This is a genomic window from Bacillus sp. BHET2, from assembly GCF_005938125.1.
Taxonomy (GTDB): domain Bacteria; phylum Bacillota; class Bacilli; order Bacillales; family Bacillaceae_B; genus Rossellomorea.
The window spans coordinates 26,647-45,811 of record NZ_VCQN01000005.1 but is presented as its reverse complement, the minus strand read 5'-3'; the positions used below and the strand labels follow the sequence as shown (position 1 = coordinate 45,811).

Here is a 19,165-nt window from a genome sequence, read left to right as displayed (position 1 = left end):
GGGACTGACAAATAAAATGCTTGTGTCAGTCCCATGTTGATTACCTATATTGAATTACAGTACATCCAATGGATTAATGAGAGATCCATTTTTGTATACTTCGATATGCAGGTGTACTCCAGTAGCTTCACCCGTTTCACCCATAATTCCGAGCTTTTGTCCTCTTTCCACCGTTTGACCGGCAGAGACAGAAATCGAGTTTAAATGAGCATAAATGGTTTTATATCCATTACCATGATCGATCACTACTTTATTTCCATAACCGCCATCGTCCCAACCGGCTGAAACGACTCTTCCGTTATCAACAGATTTAATTGTGCGATCACTAGGACGGGCGATGTCGATTCCTTTATGCATTTTCCCCCAACGAGGTCCTTGTTTAGAGGAAATATAACCGCCATTCGTCGGCCATCCAAAATCACCTGATCCCCTTGCCGGAGTCGCCTTTGTTCCTTTGATGACGATGTATTTTACTGGATCCTTTATCTTCTTTTCTTGTTTTACATCTTTATCGATTTGAGAACCATTTACTTCTGTCGTTTCAAACGTAACGGATTTCTCACCATCTTGACCTTCTTGCTTCACTTTCGTATCGCCTTTATTCATGGAAGAGTCTTCTTCTACTTCTTTTTCATAAGCGATTTTTTCGATCTTGTTCGCTTCTTTCTTTACAAGAACATGAACAAGTGGCTCGTAAACATTTACATTTAATTCTGAACCTACTTTTAAGGCAGCGTCTTCTTTCAGATTGGCATTTAATTCAAGTAATTTACCGGTCGTCAACTGATGATCTTCTGCAATCGCACTCAAGACATCACCGTCTTGAACCTTGTACTTTTTCTCTTCTAACGTACCCTTCTTAAGCAGACCCGCCGCTTCATTCGACGTCATCATCTCTTCCGGCTTCACTTGAGCTTTTTTCATCTCCACTTCTTCTTTAAACGAAACTTCTAATAAACGGGTTTCATTTTCCTTTAATGCGGGTAAAGGAGTGGATGAAGAATCATTTGATCTCGCTTCTAATTCGCTTAGCTCTTCTTTGGAAACATAGTTAAGCTTGAAGGACTTTAACGCTTCTTCAGCAGCCTTCTCGTCTTGCACATACGCAACCGGTTTGTCGTTAACCACCAAAGCATACGCATCGGCTTCAACAGACACTGATTTATTTAAACGTTCAATCACGTTTTGATTATTTGTTTTCGTAGCTGTAAACACATTTTCAGGTATGTACGTTACTTCATTATTAAAATCAACCTGATAATCCGAGTAATCCTTTTGCGCTTTCTCAAGCTTCTCATCTAAAACAGCCTCTACTTCATCCTGATTTGTAACGGCCCCAACATACTCACTACCCATGTACACATGATAGATTGTTTGTAACTCTTCTTCGGATCCTGTATTTGCTGCCGCAGATGAAAACGTTAAAGTGGTAAGAGCAAGGGTTGTAATTCCTACTCTCTTCACAAATTGATTCGATCTATGACGAATATTAAGTTTTTTATATTTTTCTAAAATGGGTGATAACTTCTCTCCAACACTCATCGAGTTGCCTCCTATAAAATAAAGCAAAAATCCCAATTAAAGGTAGTTCATTAAGCCTAATTTAGTAAAATTCTATAAAATTCGTACTTTACTAATTTACCATAATTCGACGAAAACCGGGACATAGAAGCAGGATTGTAATATAACTGTATAATTTGTCGGAAAATCATCACCAATCAAATGTATAATAATCATCGAAAGAACAGGGCTCGCATAGGTCTAAAGGTGGACTTGCGAGTGAAATATTGTTGGTAGAAATTAGAGGGTCAAGTGGCTGGAATATTACACGCATGTTACAGAAGCATAGAAAAAAAGTACTACGAGAGTCAAAGTCGTCGCAGTACTTTTTGTAAGATGGCTCAGGACGGAATCGAACCGCCGACACATGGATTTTCAGTCCATTTCTCTACCAACTGAGCTACTGAGCCGTATAGTTTTCGGCTTCCGCTAAGCTTCGAATCTCTTCGTCAACTCTTTCGTTCACATCCTCACGTATGTAAAATACGCTCCGGTGTTCACTCCATCGTTTCCTCGACCTTCTCGCTTATCGAAACCCTTTTCCATTTCATGTAAATCACATAAATAAATGGCGGTCCGGACGGGACTCGAACCCGCGACCTCCTGCGTGACAGGCAGGCATTCTAACCAACTGAACTACCGGACCAGAGTTTTTTTGCGCTAGCAAAAATAACTTTCATTAACTTGCGCTAGCAAAATCTAAAACTAATAATCTACTTCCATGAAGCGACATCTCGTAAACTACCAAAATCTCTTCAAGAAAATAAAAATGACCCATACGGGATTCGAACCCGTGTTACCGCCGTGAAAGGGCGGTGTCTTAACCGCTTGACCAATGGGCCGTAAAAAAATGGTGAGCCATGAAGGATTCGAACCTTCGACCCTCTGATTAAAAGTCAGATGCTCTACCAACTGAGCTAATGGCTCTCTAAGTATATATAAACACGAATCAAAAGCTTGATCAAAGCCTCTTTCGTGACAACGAAATTAATATTATCACAGTATGAATGTCGAGGGCAATAGTTTTTTTGGTTTTTTTGTCGAAAGTTATTTCTTGGGGAATAATTAGTGGAGATTCTCACGATATTGGATTAAAGGGGAAGCCCATCAAATGAAAGAGAATAAATTCGTCCTTTGTTATCACCAATTGGCTTTGCATAAGGATAGCTACTTTTCATCAACCTCGTTGCAAGGGAAGGGGAAGTAATTAACAGGAAATCTCTTAGTTGATTGCTTGTTATTTTATTTCCGAATATTAAATAGTAATCTTTAAGCGCCTCTAAATGAGCATTCTTCGACTTTCTACTGCACTTTGGACAACGCCAATAGCCGTATTCCCTCACTGATGGCAAGTAAGTACACTCTTTACATATAACTCCAGGCAAAATATCTTTTTCATTTATTTTATAGGAATGCAGTATAGAAATATTAAGAGGGGTATTTCTTTTATTCATTATCCTAATGATTTTTTTGAGTTCTTTATCTGAAGTCACCCTGTTTGGATAATAATTATGGAGTTGAGCGATTTTATTGGGGAGTGAAGCAGCGTGGATAACCTTTTTGTTTAATGCTTCGTTGTTCGCACTAATAATTGTTTGAGGGTTACTTATTACGACCAATCCATGAACGGGGATAGTAGAAAAATGATTTTTCTTCAGCCATTCTCTAAATTGGTTTTCTTGTCTATTAAGCTGAAGGATTGGATCAGGATAAGCATACTCTACACCGTTTTTGGTCTGAACAAATTGATTGAAAATAGTATCAAAGTTTACAGCACCTGCCACATTTTTCACTTCTACTATTAAAATGAAAGACTTAGTCAATATAAGGGTATCTAATTGAAAGTAACGGCCGTTCACTTCGAGCCTAACATCGTAGTAGATATAATAGTCTTTTTGGGGAAGGTAACCCAATTGATAGTCAATTGCCTTTTCACCATTATAACCTGCTTTCATCTTTGCGAGGTTTTCTTTGATTAAGGAAATTTGGGAATAATCTTGTGGTAAACGACCCACTATTGCAACTAATTTCAATAGGGTAAGCGGGATTTGCCGTTCATTCACGTTCATTTCAACACTCCAATCATAAATTTATACCTATTTACTTCTTCTTTTATTGAAAAAATCCTGCTTTATCGATGAAATTCACCCCTTTTTTCGTAGAGGGAAAATATATTATCGACTTTGCTTTATATATTATCGACTTCTCTGCATTTATTATCGACTTTCATGATATATTATCGACTTCTATACTTTTATTATCGACCTTCACTTACCAAGCAAAAACAAGTGCAATCCGGACGCCACGCATCCGCACACACTCCAAAAAAAGACCCGCCACCAGAGCCCAAACCCACTCCAGCAACGAATCTCAACCACTATCAATAAGTCAAACTAGCGGCCACAATCAATCCCACTACAATCGCAGCGGAAAATAGGCTGAATCCAACGGCGATGTTACCTTCTTCCACTTTCTTTGCTAAGTTCGTTCGAGGCGTCAACACGTATTCGATGATCCAATAGGCGATGACTTGAGTCGCAATTCCGATCAGTCCCCACAGGAAGGCGTCCAGTAAATTAAGGCTGTTTGCCCAGACGGTGTAGATGACGATAGCGAGTCCGATGGCTTTTCCCCAAAGTTTCAGGGCTACGGCCATGTTTCCTTCTTTGATTAAGGCAGCTTCTGAGAATTTCGTTGTAAAGGCGAATACGGTGATTCCAAGGATCATGAGTCCAAGGCCAGTGCCGACGTGGGCTAGAAAGCTTAGTAGGGCTTCACTTGTTATGATTTGCATTTGTTTCTCTCCTTTTTATTTCTCCTGCAATCCTACAGGTAGAAAAAATGATTCGTTATCCGTGATGGCGTTACCGGCTCTGATGCCGATTGCACCGGGGTGGCCGTTGATGATAAAGCTTCCTAGCATCAGGCTTGCATCCTTCTGACCATCATCGGTTATAATCGATGAAGCAGGAAGGGGAGTGAACTGTTGATAGACGGGAAGGGTCTGTTTATAGGTTTCTTTTTTATCCTCTAAAAGGATTTTTCCTGTCGCTTCAAAGATCTTGACCGTATCTCCTTCACGTCCGAATGCAGGCTTCTGCACGTAGGTTATCCCTCTCTCCTCGAAGTGTTCAGGATCTAAGTAGGTTGGCAGGAAGTACCGGCTGATCCATTCGTGTTCTTCATCGGTATAGAATGTGCTTCCCTCTTCATGAAGCCCCCATATGAGTGCTTGAACCCCTTTGGATTGCAGTAAAAAGGCGGAGGGAGGGTTTAAGACTGCTACTTTTTTATCCACGACCATTTGCATCAGTTCCCGGCCGACGTACTCTTCAGTTAGTGGATCCATGTCATCCACCAGGTGCTCGACGGGGTAGGTTTGCCGGTATAATATATCGATTCGTTCCCCATTGGGCGTGTAGAGTCCATTATGTCTGATTTGCAGTTTATCCAGACTTACATACTCTGAAGGAACCCCGGCGAGCTTTTGAATATACTTTGTAGTCTGGTAATCTTCTTCATGATCAGCATGAGACGTAAAGACAATCTTTGCTTCACCTTCCCTTTGAAGAGACTTCCAGGAGGATAAGAGACCCCGTTTTAATTCCTTTGCCAATAGACCTTCAAATCCCTCGTTAGGATCCGGACATTCGAAATACTGACAAACCTTTTCATTCACGTGATAAAGCTCTTTGATAAAGGTGGGAGTATCGCTATTAAACTCTAGTAGCTTGATTTCGCCTTCCCGAACAACAAAGTCGAATCGTCCGATCATACACTCTTGAGGGATGGATTTAAACCTAATATAGGCAAGGGATTCCTTAGGAAACCCAAGCTCGATAAGAGTGTCATCCCCCAACTCGCGAAGGAGCTCAGCCGTCTTGTGATAGATGGTATATACACGTCGGGATGCTTCCCGAATGGAAGCGATCGTGTCCCGGGATTCCATTTTTATATCCAGTAATGCGTATTCCATGTCATATAAGTCATGCCAAAAATCGGGGATACTCTGGTAGAAATGCTTCCTGTTTTCACGGTGAGAGGTTGTCATGTTATCCTCCGAATCCACCTTTAGAGCCGCTTCCGATCCCTGATTTATAGCTCTTGGAGTAGGATTTATAGCTTGAGAAATTCTTCAACTTCGATTTGTTTTTAAACATTCTTCCGGCAAAATAATAGTAGCCGAAATTGGATGATCGATCGTCATCGCAGTAATAGGTGCCGCTTTCGTCATCCCAATCCCAGTCATCGCAGTCTACGTCGGTCGGTTCCGGGGGAAGGTCCTGATTCCCGCAGCCGGTGACAGATATCGCCATGACGGATGCGGCCACTCCCGCCATCATTTTTTTCGTTTTGTTCATCTTCTTTCCTCCTCTAGCTTATATCCCGTTGCCTTCACATATACGATATATACATAGCGATCTTCATCGATTTCAGCAGAATCCCGCTCCCATTCCTCTCCGTCTATATAATAATAAATAGAACCGATGACGCTTAGAATATCAAGGTGATGATCATGGTGCTCTATTTTTAAAACAGGATTATTGTTTCTAAGGTTTAATTCACGAATTTCAAGGATCAGCCCTTCTGGCGGAAACAATGGATCCTTTACCGGTTCTTCCTCGTACACTTCTACATAAAGAATGAATTGATTCCCTTCTATGGCTGAAGAAAGCTGACGGTATGTAACACCTTCTTTCACGAAAAACTCACATTCTCTTCTCGCAAGAATCTGTTCCAATTCAATGTTGGGATAGTGGTAAATCGCTTCAAAGGTGTCGTTTCCTTTTCTCAGTCGATATTCTAAAATCGGTTCCTTCATATTAAGAATCCAGCCTCCTACTATGATTTCTCTTAACTATACGGACCAATAAGGAAAAGGTTTCATTTCCTAGAAGTTCATTGGTATGATTGAACTATCATTTTGATACAAGGAGGGTATGTATGATTATTTTCAACAGGCTTTGGAAACAAATTACGAAGATGGACTTCGGTTTCATTCTTCTATTATCTCTGATTATTATCCTGTTTGGAACCATTGGCAGCCATTTATTGGAACCAGAGACGTTCCCTTCCCTTTTTGATGGGTTCTGGTGGACAATGACGACCTTGACCACCGTTGGGTATGGAGATTATTTTCCCGTATCGGTTGGGGGGAGATTGCTTGGGATCTTCCTATTTATCTTCGGAATCGGCATTATCGGGGTGTTGATTAGTAAAACCGTTGATTCGATTACCACGTTTCAAAAGTTCAAGAGGGAGGGAAAGCTAGTGTATACATATGAAGATCATTATATTTACATCAACTGGTCAAAGAAAACGGCAAGAGCCATTGAAGAAATTCTCGCTCATAAGCCTGATGCTGAAATTGTCCTCATCGATATGCTGCCCATCACACCGATGGAACATGAGCAGGTCCATTTCATCCAAGGGGATCCTTCCGATGAAAGTGTTTTACTGAAAGCCAATATCTTCGAGGCGAAACGGGTAGCCATCTTCTCTGATTCAAAAATTGATGATCCTTCTCTTGTTGATGGAAAAACCCTGTTGATTGCCTCTGCTGTCGAGGGGTTATCCAATACGCATCAGAGGGAAGTGCATACCATCGTGGAAGTGTCAGAAGACCGTCATATCCCTAAATTCCAGCATATTTCCGTTGAGGACTTTATTTTATCCAATGATTCTGTTTCACTTCTCATGGCCAAAGCGACCCTTCATCCTGGAACGACGAACTTATTCCGACAGTTACTCAGTAAACGGTACGGAAACAATATTCACGAATTTAAGGTGAAGGAAAATTGGAAGACGATCAAGCAAGCATCTGAAGAGCTTCTTGAACAGGGCGCCATACTACTTGCTGTGAACGATAACATGGATTTTACCGATGCAATGAACCGGATGCTTCATCAAGATGATATTCTCTATGTCGTTTGCCATGATCGGGTGTTCGAACAGTTAACTCAATAAAAAAATGCTTAGCCTCGATTAGAAGGCTAAGCATTTTTTTTCATTTATTAATTCGGGCTCCATACGCTGCGAACAACATTTGTTTGAGAGCGATCTGGACCGACAGAGAAGATGGAAAGAGGGATACCTGTTAATTGTGATACGCGCTCTAAGTAGTGACGAGCGTTTTCAGGTAGATCCGTTAACGTCTTACATCCTGTAATGTCTTCTGTCCAGCCTGGAAGCTCTTCATACACTGGCTCACATTCAGCAAGTATGTTCAGGTTAGCCGGGAATTCTTCCATCACTTCACCTTTGTACTTGTAGGCTACACAGATCTTCAAGTTTTCAATGCCAGTTAATACGTCGATTGAGTTCAATGAAAGATCTGTTAATCCACTTACACGACGAGCGTGGCGTACAACTACACTATCGAACCAACCGACACGACGAGGACGTCCAGTTGTTGTACCGTACTCTCGACCTACTTCGCGGATTTTATCTCCGATTTCGTTTGTCAGTTCAGTTGGGAAAGGTCCGTCCCCTACGCGGGTTGTGTATGCTTTTGATACGCCAACCACGTGGTTGATTTTCGTCGGGCCAACTCCAGATCCGATTGTTACTCCGCCAGCAACTGGGTTAGAAGAAGTAACAAATGGATATGTACCTTGATCGATATCAAGCATAACCCCTTGGGCTCCTTCGAATAAAACGCGGCGACCATTATCGATTGCATCGTTTAAGACAACGGATGTATCGACAACGTAGTGTTTAATTTGTTGACCGTACTCATAGTATTCATCAAGGATATCGTCAATATTGAATCCTTCTGTTTCATAGAATTTTTCAAAAAGGCGGTTTTTCTCTTCCAGGTTACGTGAAAGCTTCTCTTCGAACGATTGACGATCCAGAAGATCTGCGATACGGATTCCGACACGTGCTGCTTTATCCATATAAGCAGGACCGATTCCTTTTTTCGTTGTACCGATTTTGTTGGCACCTTTACGTTCTTCATCAATTTCATCCAGCTTTAAATGATAAGGAAGAATGACGTGTGCACGGTTGCTGATTTTTAGGTTTTCTGTTGTCACGTCACGATCGTGAAGATACTTCAACTCTTTAACAAGCGCTTTAGGATCGACAACCATACCGTTTCCGATAACGGATGTTTTTTCATTATAGAATATACCTGATGGAATTAAGTGTAATTTATATGTTTCACCGTCAAACTTAATCGTATGACCCGCGTTGTTCCCACCTTGGTAACGCGCGATAACCTCTGCATGTTCAGAAAGGAAATCAGTGATCTTTCCTTTTCCTTCGTCTCCCCATTGGGTTCCTACTACTACTACTGAAGACATATCAAGCACCTCCGACGGGAATTAGTATTCCCTCTTTTATCAAACAAACTCATTCTATCAACACTAAAAAGGAAAGTCAATGAAAACACGAACGTTTATATAGGTAATTATATTTATGTTCGTATAAATGCGGACTTTTCCTTAAGGAAAGTATTACTTTATGAATTTTATGACAAATAAATACGACTACTGAGTTTATGTTCAAGCTTAGTTCAATGAATAGATTTGCTCCCCTTCCTCAGATGATCTGTCAGAAAATATAGCGCAATGTAGAAACTTTTGCTAATCTAAAATAAGCATTTTGAATTTTATAGACAATTGAATATCGAGGGGACGATTTGATGATTAAACGATTCTTCAGTTATTACCGGCCTCACCGACGGCTTTTTTACCTTGATTTTGCCTGTGCCGTGTTGGTCGGACTATTAGAATTAGGATTTCCGTTAGCAGTATCGTGGTTTATTGACTCCCTATTGCCTGAAGGGAATTGGAGTACCATTTTGGCCGTTTCAGCGGGACTTCTTGTCCTGTATCTACTAAGTTCCAGTATGCAGTTCGTGGTGAACTATTGGGGGCATAAGCTCGGGATCAATATTGAAACGGATATGAGACGGGAACTGTTTCACCATGTTCAAAGGCAATCCTTCCGCTTCTTTGATAATACGAAAACAGGTCATATCATGAGTCGAGTGACAAATGACCTGATGGACATAGGTGAACTTGCCCACCATGGACCGGAAGATTTGTTTATCGCTGTCATGACCTTTATCGGTGCGTTTTGGATCATGCTTACGATTAATATGGAGCTCGCCTTAGTTGCCATTATCATTGTTCCATTTCTTGTCTGGTTGATTTCGTATTCGAATATTAAAATGAACGCCGCATGGACAAAAATGTATGGAAATATCGCCGATGTCAACAGCCGCGTCGAGGACAGTGTTTCCGGTGCGAGAGTAGTTCAATCGTTCACGAATGAGTCCTACGAAATGGATCGATTCAATGAAAACAACCAATTCTTTCGCAAGACCAAACTAAAAGCCTATAACGTGATGAGCGTGAATTTATCTGGTATCTATATCACCACACGCTTAATGACGTTGATCATTCTCGTATATGGAGCTTGGTTAAGCTTTTCAGGCGCCCTTTCTTATGGAGAGCTTGTTGCCTTTATCCTTTATATCAACGTCCTGTTTAAGCCAATCGACAAAATTTCAGCCCTCCTCGAGCTGTATCCAAAAGGGATGGCTGGCTTCAAACGGTTCACTGAGCTCATGGACATTGAACCTGATATCGAAAATCGGCCACACGCAATAGAAGTTCCCACCTTAAGAGGAGCGATTGCATTTAATGACGTGACCTTTGGTTATGAACCAGACCGGCCTATTCTAACGGATTTATCCTTTACCATTCAATCAGGGCAGACCGTGGCATTCGTAGGACCTTCTGGAGCTGGCAAAACCACAATATGTTCTTTGATTCCACGCTTCTATGATATAGAAGAAGGAGCGATCACCATTGATGGAATCGATATTCGGGAGATGACGAAGGAATCCTTGCGTTCCCACATTGGAATTGTTCAGCAGGATGTGTTCCTGTTTACTGGTACCCTCCGTGAAAATATTGCTTATGGAAAACTCAATGCCTCACAGGAAGAAATCGAGGAAGCGACAAGACGTGCCCACCTGACCGATCTCATCGCATCCCTTCCAGACGGATATGATACCCAAATCGGGGAAAGGGGTCTGAAGCTATCCGGTGGTCAAAAGCAGCGCTTATCCATTGCCCGCATGTTTCTTAAGAACCCACGAATCTTGATTCTGGATGAAGCCACTTCGGCCCTCGATACGGAAACAGAATCCATCATTCAAGAAGCCTTAAATGAACTTGCGAAAGATAGAACCACCCTTGTCATTGCTCACCGTCTTGCGACAATCCGCAAAGCGGACCGTATTCTCGTCGTCACCGAAAACGGAATCGCCGAGGATGGTACGCACGAAGAACTGCTTTCTAAAGAAGACGGAATATTTACAAGGCTTCATGCTCATCAGCACGCGACGATTCTATAACAACAAGAAAATCCAAGCCAAATTGAGCTTGGATTTTCTCTATTAAGCCGGTGCGTCATCAAATCGTCGCTCCAGATTCACGAATTTATTGTATTCCTTCACAAATGCAAGCGACACGTTCCCAACCGGACCGTTACGCTGCTTAGCGATGATGATTTCGATAATGTTCTTGTTCTCTGCTTCTTTGTCATAATAATCTTCACGGTATAAGAAGGCTACGATATCTGCATCCTGCTCGATACTTCCAGATTCACGGATATCGGACATCATTGGACGCTTATCTTGTCTTTGCTCCACTCCACGGGAGAGCTGGGATAAGGCGATGACTGGAACCTCTAGCTCACGGGCCAGTCCTTTTAATGAACGGGAGATTTCAGAAACTTCCTGCTGACGGTTTTCACCGGATCGACCGTTTCCTTGAATAAGCTGCAAGTAATCAATAAGAATCATTCCAAGACCATGTTCCTGGGCGAGGCGTCGGCATTTCGAACGGATTTCACCTACTTTAACACCCGGTGTATCATCTATAAAGATCCCTGCATTGGAGAGACTTCCCATCGCCATCGTAAGCTTTCTCCAGTCTTCATCCGTTAAATCCCCTGTTCTAAGATTCTGCGCATTAATGTTCCCCTCTGCGCAAAGCATACGCATAACAAGCTGTTCCGCTCCCATCTCCAGGGAAAAGATGGCTACATTTTCTTTCGCTTTAATGGCGACATTCTGAGCGATATTAAGAGCGAATGCTGTCTTACCCATGGAAGGTCTGGCGCCGACGATAATGAGATCATTCCGTTGGAAACCGGCTGTTAAATGATCCAAATCAGCGAATCCAGTTGAGATGCCTGTTACGTCACCTTTTCGATTTGTAAGGGTTTCGATATTGTCATAGGTCCTTACAAGAACATCTTTAATATTATGAAAGGCACCCCCGTTTTTCCTTTGGGCCACTTCCATTATGTTTTTTTCGGCTTCTCCCAATAGTGCATCCACTTCATCCTCGCGGGCATACCCATCTGAAGCGATATCCGTCGCTGTACGGATCAATCGGCGCAACAATGATTTTTCTTCCACAATCTTTGCGTAGTATTCAATGTTCGCTGCGGTTGGAACAGAAGCTGCAAGCTCACTTAAGTAAGCGACCCCGCCAACATCTTCAAGTTCTTTCGCTGCAGCCAGTTCTTCAGTCACAGTAATTAAGTCGACCGCTTTACCTCCATCGCCCAAATTCAGCATGACATTGTATATCTTCTGATGAGAATGACGATAAAAATCTTCTGGAATCAATATTTCCGATGTAGTCGTTAACGCACTGGGCTCTAGGAAAATAGCACCTAATACCGCTTGTTCCGCCTCAATGTTCTGAGGTGGAACCCGGTCCTGGAACATTTCATTCATCTATGCTCAAACCTCCAATACAATCCGGTAAGGGTTTCCCAACGGATCGTGACTATCTTGATCTATCTATACTAAAGAATGTAATCCTATCCGAAAAAATGTGATCAGGATAGAATCCTGATCACATTTACTATCAAGCTATATTCATTTTAACATGTTTTTCTCGAAATGAATTTACCAAATTTCGTATATTCACCCTGAAGAGAATCTTACTCTTCTGTAACATGTACCTTTAATGTCGCAGATACATCCGTATGCAGCTTCACAGGAACATTCGTATAACCTAGGGCACGTATCGCATCGTTCATTTCAATTTTACGTTTATCGATTTTTATTTCATGCTCTTTTTTTAGGGAATCGGCGATTTGCTTGCTTGTGATGGATCCGAATAAACGACCGCCTTCACCAGACTTGGCTTTCATTTCAACCGTGATGTCTTCTAACGTCGCTTTTAAGCTTTTCGCTTCTTCTAATTCTTCTTGAGCGACTTGCTGTTCTTTCTTCTGTTGTCCCTCAAGTTGACCCATGTTTGCATTTGTTGCTTCAACCGCTAAGCCCTTTTTCAATAAAAAGTTATGTGCATAGCCGTCTGCTACGTTTTTCACTTCGCCTTTTTTTCCTTTACCTTTAACATCTTTTAAGAAAATAACTTTCATATCTCTTTTCTCCCTTCAAAATAATCATTTAACGCTTCTTTCAGCTGTTCTTCCGCTTCCAAAACAGATACCTGCTTGATTTGAGTAGCAGCGTTTGTTAAATGACCTCCACCGTTTAAATTTTCCATAATGATTTGTACGTTTACATCACCTAAGGAACGTGCACTGATTCCGACCGTGTCCTGATCACGTTTTGAAATGACGAAGGAGGCAATGACCTCATCCATTGTCAATAACGTGTCTGCTGCCTGCGCGATGAGGACAGGATCATAAATGACGTCCTCATCCGCTTTCGCAATCGCTACTCCTTCACGGAAGAATTTAACCGATTCGATTAACCTGGAACGCTTAATATATGTTTCAACATCCTCTTTCAGAAACTTTTGGACTAACACTGTATCAGCCCCTTGTGCTCTTAAATAGGAGGCCGCGTCGAAGGTTCTCGAACCTGTACGTAGCGTAAAGCTCTTCGTATCGACAATGATTCCCGCAAGTAATGAAGTGGCTTCAAGCATAGTGATTTTCTCATGCTTCGGTTGATATTCCAATAGCTCCGTCACAAGCTCGGCTGTGGATGATGCATATGGTTCCATATAGACAAGCAATGGGTTTTTAATAAAGTCTTCGCCTCGACGATGATGGTCGATGACGACAACCTTGTCCATTTTGTTTAAAAGCTTTTCTTCAATGACCATGGAAGGCTTATGAGTATCCACTACGACAAGAAGCGTATCTTCTGTCGCCATCTCAAGTGCTTCTTCAGGCGTGATAAAGCGGGAATCAAGGTCTGAATTCACCTTAATTTCTTTCAATAACCGTTTCACACCATTATCGATTTCATTAAAGTTTAAGACTACGTATCCTTCACGCTGATTCATTTGAGCCACTTTCCGAATACCGATTGCAGCCCCGATGGCATCCATATCGGGATGTTTGTGTCCCATAATGATGACCTTATCACTTTCAATCATGATTTCCTTTAAGGCATGGGAAATCACTCTGGCTCGCACTCGTGTACGCTTTTCCATTGGATTGGTTTTTCCACCATAGAATTTAACCTTACCATTGGTTTGTTTAATAGCCACCTGATCGCCGCCTCGACCTAAGGCAAGATCTAAGCTTGATTGAGCCAGGGTCCCTAATTCAGGAAGGGAAGAAACACCTGTTCCAACACCGATACTCAAGGTGAGGGGAACATTCTGCTTTGAAGTCGTATCCCGGACATCATCCAGAATACCGAACTTTTCCTTCTCTAATACTTGAAGGATTTTCTCATTGATGACAGCAATGAACCTCTCAGAAGATACCCGCTTCAAGAACACTCCGTACTCTTTTGCCCACTTATTCAGAATCGACGTCACGAGGCTATTCAGACTGCTTCTTGTTTGGTCATCCATTCCTTGCGTCAATTCATCATAGTTATCTAGAAAAATGATTCCAATATTCGTGCGTTCATCATGATATTGCTTTTCTATTTCTTTTTGTTCGGTGACATCAAAGAAATAGAGTAGTTTTTCTTTGAGCTTCAATACGACATGATATTTTCTCTCATTAATCGTCACAATTTCCGAATCGACTTCCTGCTTGATTAATGGAACGAGAGATTCTGCCACATCGTAAAGTGATCTTCCAACGACTGTGTCTTCATTGAAACAAGAGGCTAGAAAAGGATTCGTCCATTCTATGTAATATTCATCATTGATCAGCATGATCCCAATGGGCATCTCCATTAACGCTTCTTCTCCTACACGTTTGACACGATAGGATAAGGTGGAGATATATTCCTCTGTTTCTTCGTGTGACCTTCTCTCAAAATAGAAAGCGATAAAGTACACGATTCCAAAGACAATCAACCCTATTAACGAAATGATCCATTGGTAAAAGGAAACCGATACTAACAATAGAGCTGTTAATATAGCAAGACCGTACAATGGGTAGCGGATCATTCGCTTATTAAAATAAGATGGCATGATTTCAGCTCCTGGATCTTAAATTTCTATGACTTGCGTTGTAGGCGTTGTCTTAGATCAAATCCTAAGTCAATTATACCTAAAATTCGCACGAGATAAAGAAGAGGAATCGAAATGATTGTAATTAATACCAAAATTCCTTTGGACCATCCTTTTTGATGAGCAAAGAAATAGAGGAAAGACAAGCCTTGAACCGCCATTAATGTTTGCAATACATACAGGACATTAAGAAGAGCTGTATACATGAATGTCCCTTTTTCCGGTTGCAAGATCATCGACAGCACCAAGGTAATTAAATAGTACCAAAGAATGCTCTTTGGAAGCTTCCATTCTCTAAATGGCCTGAAGACCGGTACCTCTCTTCCCAATCGCTTCAGGATAGGGAAGTTGATTAAGATAAAGGCGAGAGCGAGCGTAACAGCAATCCCTACAAACATCGTTGGCAACAGCGTATGGATGAGATCAATGGAACTTTCTAAACTGTCGACCAGCTTCTTGTCCGGCTCCTGCCCGATCTTCTCAAATAAAGAATAATACGTGGCCTTTGATTCCGCCAAGCTATCTTCTATTATATTAACACCGAAGAACAAAATTGAAAAAACATAACCAATCACAATATTGATGACAAGCGTCAGACTCGATGCCATAAAGAGTCTCATCTTATCTACCTTCGCCTTCACACACCAGCCAATGACCACACCGGTCGTAGCGACCATAAAGGCAACAGGGAGCGCAATCAGCCCTCCAAAAAGAAATGACAACCCCAAAGACCCGATGACTACGTATAAAGAATTCGGTAACGAATACTTAGAACTAAAAAGGATAAAAGGAAGGGGCAATACGAAAAATGCCAGCGATCCAATAAGCGGAACATATAAACTCAACAACATTAAAACAGTAAAAATGGCGAGCATCAGCGCACCTTCCGTTAACACACGGGGATTTTTCAATTAAAACGCTCCTTACGATAAATTCAAAAACTTGCAATAGCACTATCATATCAATTTTAAAGATAGATTTCATCTTAACGACTCACAAACTAAAGCGGAGGCGGCTTGGGTAGAGGCGACAAGCATAAGATGAACCTACCGGAAAGGCGTTCTCTGCCTTTTTGGTAGGTTTAGCTTATGACCTCGAGCCTCTAGCCGCCGGAGCTGGATGACACTAAAAGCGTAGGCGGATTGGTCAGAGGCGACAAGCATAAGATGAACCTACCGGAAAGGCGTTCTCTGCCTTTTTGGTAGGTTTAGCTTATGACCTCGAGCCTCTAGCCGCCGGAGCTGGATGACACCAAAAGCGGAGGCGGATTGGTCAGAGGCGACAAGTATACGGCGAACTTGCTGGAAAAGCCGCTTTTGCGTCATTTTAGGGTTTTATTGCGGAACTTTTTTGTTTCGTTGCGTAACTTTCACCCTCTATTACCGAACTCTCCAAGTCTATTGGGCCACATTTGGACTTAATAGGGCCACTTTCATCTTTTATTGGGCCACATTCGAACTTAATTGGGCCACTATAGGCATTTATTGCGCCAAATTATGAATACCAATAATCATTATTGTTTACAATCCACACGAATCGATTTCAAATAACAAAAAAGGAGGCCCCTTCACCACCACTTCTTTATCTACTTAGTATGCACTCACTGTAAAACGGAGTATACCTCATAGAGAAAGAATGGCCATGTGTCGGGACCACCTTCTAAAAGAGTATTAAGAAATATTGAAACGTTCAATAGATGATTGAAGTTCTTGGCTTAAGTCGGTTAAGCGTTCAGCTGCCTCTGTAACCGATTGGACAGCTCTTACTTGTTCCTCTGTTGAGGCACTCATTTCCTCGCAGGAAGCGGCTGTTTGTTCAGCAGTTGCAGCCATCAGTTGGATGACATTAACCACTTCATCCTTTTCAAGATTGATTTGGCCAACTTCTTTATACATATTCTCAATCTCACGTTGCATGGATTTCATTAAGTGTGAGGTTTGATCGAATACATGATTTGTCTTTTGGATGACATCATTTTGGACCTCGAATGTTTCTTTCGTCTTCACCATTTCGTCAACAGCTTGATGAGAACCTTGTTGAATTTCCACTATTGTACGTTTTACTTCTTCTGTTGCCTTTACGGATTGATCTGCTAGTTTTCGTACCTCCTCCGCAACGACAGCGAAACCTTTACCATGCTCTCCCGCTCTAGCTGCTTCAATGCTTGCATTGAGTGCAAGTAGGTTCGTTTGAGACGAAATTTCCGTAATCGTACCCATAACAGATTCGATCGTCTTCACTTTCGCTTCCAAGCTGAAGATGACTTTTTCCATAGATGAGATGTATTCACTGGAAGAATGGTAGGCATGCTCTAATTCTTTCACCTGATTTAAACCAGATTGGTTCATGGTATCTGCTTTTCCGGCAAGCTCCGACATTTCTTTTGATTTTTCATACACACCATCAATTCTTGTTCCTAACTGCTCGGTTTGATGATGGGCACGGTCAGAATCAGCTGCTGACTGTGAAGCTCCTGACGCAATTTCAGACACGGCCCTTGCCATTTCTTCACTTGAAGCATTCGTTTCCTCAGAAACCGCACTTAATCCTTCGGCAGATTCACGAACATTGTAAATCGAACCCTGTACAACTTTTATCGTTTCTTTCATATTCTTTATCATCTTGTTCAAATCCGAGGCAAGCATCCCTGTTTCATCTTTTGTGGTAATCGATGATTGAATCGATAAGTCACCTGAAGAAACATTGGTTACCGTTTTTTGGAGCTCTTTAATTGGTTTTGTCATCATATTGGCCACAATGACAACCAATACGAGCATGATGACCAGTGTAATAAGAGCTGTGATTAAAAGTAAGTGTTCAATGTCTTTTGATGACTGAATGAGATCCTTCATATTATAGGCAGATCCCACTTTCCAATTCGTCTTCGGCACAGTGTCATATACCAATAACTTTTCATCGCCGTCAAGATCGTATCGGATCGTATCGGATTGTTTCTCAGAAGCCAACATCTTGCTGATGAAAGGAAGGGTTGATAGATCTTCTCCTCGCTTAGTTGGATGGACAATGGCTGTACCATCTACTCCTATTAAGAAAGGATAGCCGCTATACCCGATTTCCACTTCTGAAATCCGTTCCGTAAGCTGCGTCAGATTAATATCGACGCCAAGAACCCCGACTACTTTATTATCTGAAACGATGGCTCTGGAAGCTGTAATGATATATTCTTCCGTTGCCGTATCGATGTATGGCTCACTCCACACTACACCTGATTTTGCTTCCTCTGCACTTTTATACCAATCCCTGCCTGTCGGATCAAAATCGCTTGGCAACGTAACAGAAGGAACAATTTTCAACTTCTTATTCGGAGTTGCTAAGTAGATTGAAGTTGCTTCTTCATAAAGGCTCAAATAATTATCAAAATCTGATTGAATACTCGCATATAATGCCGTATTATCTACCCCGGTATCGCCTTCGGGTTGTAACTGAGCTTTAGCAAAATCCTTTAACGAGTTTGAAACTGAATATTGGCTAATACTCTTCTCATATTGGCCAAGGAAAAGTTGAACCGAATTATTTAATTCTCCTACAATCCCTTGAGTTTGACTAATGACTGTGTTCTCAGTTTTCATTCTCGTCTGCCAGCTCGTTATGGAGATAATGACAGCAAATGAAACCATAAATAATACGGAGATAATGACGATCAACTTCATTCTGATCGATGATAAAATAAAACCGCTCTTTTTCTCTCCCTTGTCTTTCATTCTAACTTTTTTCACCAGAATTCCCCCTTTTACTACAAATACATCTATGTATATACTTATTCATCGACATTTTTCTACATTTCTTTATACTAGATAGAAAATTCCAATGAATTTAATAGGGGATTAAGACATTATAAAAAGCAGCAGAGACAAAGTCTCTGCTGCTTTCATGATTGATACGATTATTCACCAGTAACGTATGGAAGTAATGCCATTGTACGAGATCGTTTGATCGCACGAGTCAACTTACGTTGGTACTTAGCGTTAGTTCCAGTCACACGACGTGGAAGAATCTTTCCACGTTCAGATACGAATTTCTTAAGAAGTTCAACATCTTTGAAATCGATATGTGTAATTCCGTTTGCTGTGAAGTAGCACACCTTACGACGTCTACGTCCACCTCTACGTCCTCCTGCCATTTGTTTTCGCCTCCTATCTTGTTTGGATTCA

General features: G+C 41.5%; 15 protein-coding genes, 4 tRNA genes and 1 pseudogene. 2 read left to right on the top strand and 18 right to left on the bottom strand.

What is annotated here, in order from left to right:
• Positions 1–54: 54 nt before the first annotated feature.
• From FGG79_RS17290 to FGG79_RS17245, 10 genes are all read right to left on the bottom strand, one after another.
• Positions 55–1,542 (bottom strand): M23 family metallopeptidase, encoded by a 1,488-nt coding sequence (locus tag FGG79_RS17290; protein ID WP_138780643.1) that lies wholly within the window; start codon positions 1,540–1,542, stop codon positions 55–57.
• Positions 1,543–1,897: 355 nt separating this feature from the next.
• A tRNA-Phe gene (locus FGG79_RS17285) sits at positions 1,898–1,970 on the bottom strand.
• A gap of 159 nt (positions 1,971–2,129) precedes the next feature.
• Positions 2,130–2,206 (bottom strand) — tRNA-Asp (locus tag FGG79_RS17280).
• 124 nt (positions 2,207–2,330) lie between these two features.
• Positions 2,331–2,402: transfer RNA gene (locus tag FGG79_RS17275), tRNA-Glu, on the bottom strand.
• 9 nt (positions 2,403–2,411) lie between these two features.
• Positions 2,412–2,487: transfer RNA gene (locus tag FGG79_RS17270), tRNA-Lys, on the bottom strand.
• 164 nt (positions 2,488–2,651) lie between these two features.
• Complete coding sequence (locus tag FGG79_RS17265; RefSeq protein ID WP_138780641.1) at positions 2,652–3,629, bottom strand: nuclease-related domain-containing protein; 978 nt, start codon at positions 3,627–3,629, stop codon at positions 2,652–2,654.
• A 311-nt stretch (positions 3,630–3,940) separates the two neighbouring features.
• The gene (locus FGG79_RS17260; RefSeq protein ID WP_138780639.1) at positions 3,941–4,354 is read right to left on the bottom strand and encodes a DUF350 domain-containing protein; all 414 of its coding nucleotides are present in this window, start codon (positions 4,352–4,354) and stop codon (positions 3,941–3,943) included.
• Between the two features lie 15 nt (positions 4,355–4,369).
• On the bottom strand, positions 4,370–5,611 hold the full coding sequence (locus tag FGG79_RS17255; protein WP_138780638.1) for a glutathionylspermidine synthase family protein: 1,242 nt from the start codon (positions 5,609–5,611) through the stop codon (positions 4,370–4,372).
• A gap of 1 nt (position 5,612) precedes the next feature.
• Positions 5,613–5,921, bottom strand: a complete 309-nt coding sequence (locus tag FGG79_RS17250) for a hypothetical protein (protein WP_138780635.1) — start codon at positions 5,919–5,921, stop codon at positions 5,613–5,615.
• Entirely contained in the window at positions 5,918–6,382 is a 465-nt protein-coding gene (locus FGG79_RS17245; RefSeq protein WP_138780633.1) for a hypothetical protein, read from the bottom strand. Before FGG79_RS17245 ends, FGG79_RS17250 begins: the two co-directional genes overlap by 4 nt.
• A 122-nt stretch (positions 6,383–6,504) precedes the next feature.
• Between FGG79_RS17245 and FGG79_RS17240 the strand changes: the two genes are divergently transcribed.
• Complete coding sequence (locus FGG79_RS17240) at positions 6,505–7,527, top strand: potassium channel family protein (RefSeq protein ID WP_138780631.1); 1,023 nt, start codon at positions 6,505–6,507, stop codon at positions 7,525–7,527.
• Positions 7,528–7,574: 47 nt separating this feature from the next.
• Here the strand turns inward: FGG79_RS17240 and FGG79_RS17235 are convergent, their stop codons facing one another.
• Positions 7,575–8,867: an adenylosuccinate synthase gene (locus FGG79_RS17235; protein ID WP_138780629.1), complete on the bottom strand. Its 1,293-nt coding sequence runs from the start codon at positions 8,865–8,867 to the stop codon at positions 7,575–7,577.
• 341 nt (positions 8,868–9,208) lie between these two features.
• Between FGG79_RS17235 and FGG79_RS17230 the strand changes: the two genes are divergently transcribed.
• The gene (locus FGG79_RS17230) at positions 9,209–10,933 is read left to right on the top strand and encodes an ABC transporter ATP-binding protein (protein WP_138780628.1); all 1,725 of its coding nucleotides are present in this window, start codon (positions 9,209–9,211) and stop codon (positions 10,931–10,933) included.
• 42 nt (positions 10,934–10,975) lie between these two features.
• Here the strand turns inward: FGG79_RS17230 and dnaB are convergent, their stop codons facing one another.
• The 7 genes and pseudogenes from dnaB to rpsR form a co-directional block, all read right to left on the bottom strand.
• Positions 10,976–12,328, bottom strand: coding sequence for a replicative DNA helicase (gene dnaB, locus FGG79_RS17225; RefSeq protein WP_138780626.1), 1,353 nt, complete (start codon positions 12,326–12,328; stop codon positions 10,976–10,978).
• Positions 12,329–12,537: 209 nt separating this feature from the next.
• Positions 12,538–12,984, bottom strand: coding sequence for a 50S ribosomal protein L9 (rplI, locus tag FGG79_RS17220; RefSeq protein ID WP_138780624.1), 447 nt, complete (start codon positions 12,982–12,984; stop codon positions 12,538–12,540).
• Positions 12,981–14,954: a DHH family phosphoesterase gene (locus tag FGG79_RS17215; RefSeq protein ID WP_138780622.1), complete on the bottom strand. Its 1,974-nt coding sequence runs from the start codon at positions 14,952–14,954 to the stop codon at positions 12,981–12,983. Before FGG79_RS17215 ends, rplI begins: the two co-directional genes overlap by 4 nt.
• A 26-nt stretch (positions 14,955–14,980) precedes the next feature.
• Positions 14,981–15,904, bottom strand: coding sequence for a YybS family protein (locus FGG79_RS17210; RefSeq protein WP_138780620.1), 924 nt, complete (start codon positions 15,902–15,904; stop codon positions 14,981–14,983).
• A gap of 759 nt (positions 15,905–16,663) precedes the next feature.
• Positions 16,664–17,497, bottom strand: a complete 834-nt coding sequence (locus FGG79_RS22460) for a methyl-accepting chemotaxis protein (protein WP_481747293.1) — start codon at positions 17,495–17,497, stop codon at positions 16,664–16,666.
• Between the two features lie 111 nt (positions 17,498–17,608).
• Positions 17,609–18,583 (bottom strand): annotated as a pseudogene (locus FGG79_RS22455) (HAMP domain-containing protein); the annotation flags it as partial.
• Positions 18,584–18,897: 314 nt separating this feature from the next.
• A complete protein-coding gene (gene rpsR, locus FGG79_RS17200; protein ID WP_138780616.1) occupies positions 18,898–19,134 on the bottom strand; it encodes a 30S ribosomal protein S18 in 237 nt (78 codons plus the stop codon).
• Between the last annotated feature and the right edge of the window lie 31 nt (positions 19,135–19,165).

Excerpts from the sequence above, each read along its gene's own strand:
- FGG79_RS17290 (WP_138780643.1), bottom strand. The coding sequence starts at position 1,542 with ATGAGTGTTGGAGAGAAGTTATCACCCATTTTAGAAAAATATAAAAAA.
- FGG79_RS17265 (WP_138780641.1), bottom strand. The coding sequence starts at position 3,629 with ATGAACGTGAATGAACGGCAAATCCCGCTTACCCTATTGAAATTAGTT.
- FGG79_RS17260 (WP_138780639.1), bottom strand. The coding sequence starts at position 4,354 with ATGCAAATCATAACAAGTGAAGCCCTACTAAGCTTTCTAGCCCACGTC.
- FGG79_RS17255 (WP_138780638.1), bottom strand. The coding sequence starts at position 5,611 with ATGACAACCTCTCACCGTGAAAACAGGAAGCATTTCTACCAGAGTATC.
- FGG79_RS17250 (WP_138780635.1), bottom strand. The coding sequence starts at position 5,921 with ATGAACAAAACGAAAAAAATGATGGCGGGAGTGGCCGCATCCGTCATG.
- FGG79_RS17245 (WP_138780633.1), bottom strand. The coding sequence starts at position 6,382 with ATGAAGGAACCGATTTTAGAATATCGACTGAGAAAAGGAAACGACACC.
- FGG79_RS17240 (WP_138780631.1), top strand. The coding sequence starts at position 6,505 with ATGATTATTTTCAACAGGCTTTGGAAACAAATTACGAAGATGGACTTC.
- FGG79_RS17235 (WP_138780629.1), bottom strand. The coding sequence starts at position 8,867 with ATGTCTTCAGTAGTAGTAGTAGGAACCCAATGGGGAGACGAAGGAAAA.
- FGG79_RS17230 (WP_138780628.1), top strand. The coding sequence starts at position 9,209 with ATGATTAAACGATTCTTCAGTTATTACCGGCCTCACCGACGGCTTTTT.
- dnaB (WP_138780626.1), bottom strand. The coding sequence starts at position 12,328 with ATGAATGAAATGTTCCAGGACCGGGTTCCACCTCAGAACATTGAGGCG.
- rplI (WP_138780624.1), bottom strand. The coding sequence starts at position 12,984 with ATGAAAGTTATTTTCTTAAAAGATGTTAAAGGTAAAGGAAAAAAAGGC.
- FGG79_RS17215 (WP_138780622.1), bottom strand. The coding sequence starts at position 14,954 with ATGCCATCTTATTTTAATAAGCGAATGATCCGCTACCCATTGTACGGT.
- FGG79_RS22460 (WP_481747293.1), bottom strand. The coding sequence starts at position 17,497 with ATGGCAAGGGCCGTGTCTGAAATTGCGTCAGGAGCTTCACAGTCAGCA.
- rpsR (WP_138780616.1), bottom strand. The coding sequence starts at position 19,134 with ATGGCAGGAGGACGTAGAGGTGGACGTAGACGTCGTAAGGTGTGCTAC.